Annotated in this window: 5 protein-coding genes and 1 pseudogene; 5 read left to right on the plus strand and 1 reads right to left on the minus strand. The window is 35.7% G+C overall.

Going from position 1 to position 3,609, the window contains the following annotated elements; translation table 11 throughout:
- Positions 1–220: pseudogene (locus KO527_RS06880) on the minus strand (IS110 family transposase); the annotation flags it as partial.
- Between the two features lie 97 nt (positions 221–317).
- Here KO527_RS06880 and KO527_RS06885 point away from each other — a divergent pair.
- The 5 genes from KO527_RS06885 (at position 318) to KO527_RS06905 (ending at position 3,582) form a co-directional block, all read left to right on the plus strand.
- A complete protein-coding gene (locus KO527_RS06885) occupies positions 318–1,175 on the plus strand; it encodes a toll/interleukin-1 receptor domain-containing protein (RefSeq protein ID WP_216039605.1) in 858 nt (285 codons plus the stop codon).
- A 137-nt stretch (positions 1,176–1,312) separates the two neighbouring features.
- Entirely contained in the window at positions 1,313–1,963 is a 651-nt protein-coding gene (locus tag KO527_RS06890; RefSeq protein WP_216039606.1) for a hypothetical protein, read from the plus strand.
- Positions 1,964–2,091: 128 nt separating this feature from the next.
- Positions 2,092–2,502, plus strand: coding sequence for a hypothetical protein (locus KO527_RS06895; protein WP_216039607.1), 411 nt, complete (start codon positions 2,092–2,094; stop codon positions 2,500–2,502).
- 111 nt (positions 2,503–2,613) lie between these two features.
- Complete coding sequence (locus tag KO527_RS06900) at positions 2,614–2,967, plus strand: hypothetical protein (protein ID WP_216039608.1); 354 nt, start codon at positions 2,614–2,616, stop codon at positions 2,965–2,967.
- Positions 2,968–3,087: 120 nt separating this feature from the next.
- On the plus strand, positions 3,088–3,582 hold the full coding sequence (locus KO527_RS06905) for a hypothetical protein (RefSeq protein WP_216039609.1): 495 nt from the start codon (positions 3,088–3,090) through the stop codon (positions 3,580–3,582).
- The last annotated feature ends 27 nt before the right edge of the window (positions 3,583–3,609 follow it).

Here is a 3,609-nt window from a genome sequence, read left to right on the forward strand (position 1 = left end):
TGCGAACATCATAACCGAGTATAGGAAGAGCTCTTGCCCAATAGTGGGCACCAGAGCAAGTTTCCATCGCTATAATACAAGGTGGAAGTTGTGTTATTTCCTCTAATAGCTTGTTTCTTTTGATAGTTTTTCGTAATTTACACTTGTCATGCTTATCAACACCGTGGATACTAAAAACTAATTTGGCTAAATCAATGCCAACAACTTTAATTAAAGACATATGGGCTCTCCATTATTTGACTGTTTGCACTTTCAATATGGCACAAATGCCAATTGGATGGGGAGTCCATATCATTCGTTAGCTTTCAAGGAAAATTATGCATCCATCCGAACGAATCAAGCATATAAAAGACATTTCCATCGAACTTGCGAAAGAAGATTGGGCATTATTAGATCTTACCCTGAAGCAATTCGGCCTCCCTTGGTCTGAACAATGGAATGGTGGCGATAAAGAACATTATATAATTGAAATGTTGAGCGATTCTAAAGACGAAGCTTTATTGGAACTCGCAAAGCATTTAGGTTTAGCTAGTCAATTAGAGAGTCCTGTAGAACCTGACTTTTGGGAAACTGACGAGGTTCGTATTTTTCTTAGTCACCTTGCTATAAATAAAGTCGAAACCTCTAAATTAAAAGAGCATCTTGAATACTATGGAATGTCCGCATTTGTTGCTCATGAAGATATTGAACCAACTAAACAATGGCAAGCTGAGATTGAATCTGCTTTAGCATCTATGGACGGATTAGTTGCGCTTTTAGCTCCTGGTTTCAAAGAAAGTAATTGGTGCGATCAAGAGGTAGGGGTTGCTATAGGACGTAAATTACCTATTTTAGCAATACGCCAAGGCTTAGATCCATATGGATTCATTGGTAAATATCAAGCTCTCCAAGGTGTTGGTAAATCTGCCTCTGAATTAGCAAATGAGATCTTTGAATTATTTTTACCTATGCCAAATATCGGCGCAAAGATAACGGGTTCACTAGTAAATAAATTAGTAAATTCCCAGTCATTTGAGCAATCCAAAAGACTCATTGGGCTAATTCGTAAGTCTACTTACTTAACTAGCAAGCATGCTGCAGTTCTTAATGAAGCTATTGAAAATAATGAGCAAATTTCACACTCGTGGGGTGTGCCTGAACAAATCAAACAAATAGCGAAGCAATTTGAAAGCTAACAAGCAATTTAAGTCGGAACAAAAACAGTTGGCTTTGTTTCGTACCTCAACAAGTTTAGCCAACTACTTTTGTCCGCTTAATGTGGGCGTTAGCTGATTCAAATAAGTTTCATAAATAATCGGAGTAGGAATGTAAAATGAATAAAATGGATGTGTTAAAAATCACAGTGATTTCTAGGTTATTGCTAAGCGCAGCATTGTGTCTAGCTGCATTAGCAGGTGTTCTTTTTTTAATATTTATATTAAAAGAGGCTATATTTGACCGAAACGAAATATCTAAACTTTTCAGTGAAACCCCCATAAAGTCAATGGTTTCTGAGTTGGTTCAATTAATAGTCTTATTTTTTATAACAGTATTCTCTTTCAGACTGACTAAAGATATTTTGAATAAGGCCAAATCAAATGAACTAAAATACAGAGCTAATACAATAGCTGTAATGGTAGGTTTAATGACTATCTTTGCAATATTTCAACAGCAAGTACTTGATATTGTGTTTAAAGACATGGAACCGAATATGATTATTGGTGCTCTGCTTTTTGGTGGTGGGGCAGGTGCTGGTTGGTTTTCTTGGTTTTTGAAAAAAATAGATAATTATGGAGAGTTATTTCATGTTTATTTATTAGTCGTAACTGCTGGTTTTGGATGGTATGCAAGATTAACTGAAAATGACTCAATACAATTAATATTTTTATCCTTTGTCTTTGGTTCGCTTGTTCGGCTGGGGTTTGATTACGTAGATCAGTCTAATCAGCTCAATAAAGAAACGCAAAAGTTAGTTGCTAAATAATAGCTTACACATCAGCTAACAAGTCAATCAAGCAGGACTAAAAACAGTTTGCTCGGTTCCGCTTCGCTTCACATTTTAGCAAACAATTTTTAGCCTCTTATTGGGGCGTTAGCATTACAAGGAAGCATATGAGTATTCCCGAAATCTTAGGACTAATATTTGGCGTTATTGGTACTGGCATAGCTATATATCAAACTGCCGTGATTAATGAATCTAAAAAGAGAAAACATGAGCTTCAATACTTGCTTGCAGGTATAAATGCTGCCGCAAATCAAAAACAAATGGCATGGCAAAATCAGATTTCGATGCTAAACCCGACAACCAAGGAAGAATTTGAAGTTGCTCAAGTTTATGTCCGCGCTCGAGATGATATTACGGAAGTGGCAACTCTTAGCTCTGCGTTAGAAGGAACTATTGACTCAAATAACTCAGCTATTTTATCAATGATGGATAAATATAAAGTTATCACTGATAAAAGTAATGAAGTTTCAGAAAATGCCCCACCTATGCCAGAGACACCAAAAAATACCAATATGTAGCGTAGTAATGCTAACAAGGCAATTAAACGGAAAATTTACAGTTGGCTGTTTTTCGTTCCTCAAACATTTTAGCCAACTATAATTTTCCGCTTATTGCGGCGTTAGGTTTTTATGAGAATAATTCTAGTTTTGTTATTTTTCCTGAGTTTTAATAGCTTCGCATGCGAGTTAACTACAGAGTATAAAAAGTTACGTGCTGAAGTTACAAAAGAAATTCGCTCATCATATAATTCATGTTTAAAATCCACGAAAGCCTATTTCTTTTATAAGGCAGTAGCGAAGTGCGAGGAAGAGGAACGCGGAAAAAATATCGGTGGCGGTTGTTATCATGTAGTTGGCTACGAAGTAACTCACGATGAATCTGAACTTAATCACTGTAAAATATTAAAACCAACGACTGCACAATCAATAGAATATTTAGAGCAAGTAGCAAAAAATAAAAAGGTAGAAAAGTGTTCCAAATAGTACAAACCTAACAAGGGTTTTCAAGTCGGACAAATTACAGTTGGCTTTTTGTTCGTGCCTCACTTATTTTAGCCAACTGCAATTTGCCGCTTAAAACGGCGTTATGTTTTAAGGAGAGTTATGCGTAAACTAATAGGCGTTTCTTTTTTAGCACTATTGTCGGGGTGCGTTTCAACGCCACAAATAGCTAAGAATGAGACAAGCGCAAATGTATTTGTAAGCACATCAACATTAGAAACAAACTCTATTCACCCTGATGAAACTATTTTTGTAAGAGTTTTTACACCTGAGCAATCCTTAAAAAATGATAGCCCATTGAGTGTAACCGTTCTAAAGCCAAGTCAATCAAACGGAAGCTTTTACTTAAACAGTAGTACACCATATAAAATCCAATTATTATCTATGAACTCGGGAGCATTTAGTTCAAGCTATTGCTCCGCGTTGTTGGATGTAACACCTAGTTCTAATGGAAACTACCAAATTGAGTTTAATGTTAATGAACCTGATGAAAAGTGTTCATTAATTTTTAAAACTAAAAATGAAGAACTGGTAAATCAGACATTCATTAATAATACAATTTACAACATACCTGTACCAATTCCAGTATCGTTGTAATTAAAACATAACACATATGAGCCGGAT

Source organism: Pseudoalteromonas sp. C2R02 (genome assembly GCF_018860845.1).
GTDB lineage: Bacteria > Pseudomonadota > Gammaproteobacteria > Enterobacterales > Alteromonadaceae > Pseudoalteromonas.

Bases quoted from the DNA above. Each gene is read 5' to 3' on its own strand.
- KO527_RS06895 (WP_216039607.1), top strand. From the start codon at position 2,092: ATGAGTATTCCCGAAATCTTAGGACTAATATTTGGCGTTATTGGTACT.
- KO527_RS06885 (WP_216039605.1), top strand. From the start codon at position 318: ATGCATCCATCCGAACGAATCAAGCATATAAAAGACATTTCCATCGAA.
- KO527_RS06900 (WP_216039608.1), top strand. From the start codon at position 2,614: ATGAGAATAATTCTAGTTTTGTTATTTTTCCTGAGTTTTAATAGCTTC.
- KO527_RS06890 (WP_216039606.1), top strand. From the start codon at position 1,313: ATGAATAAAATGGATGTGTTAAAAATCACAGTGATTTCTAGGTTATTG.
- KO527_RS06905 (WP_216039609.1), top strand. From the start codon at position 3,088: ATGCGTAAACTAATAGGCGTTTCTTTTTTAGCACTATTGTCGGGGTGC.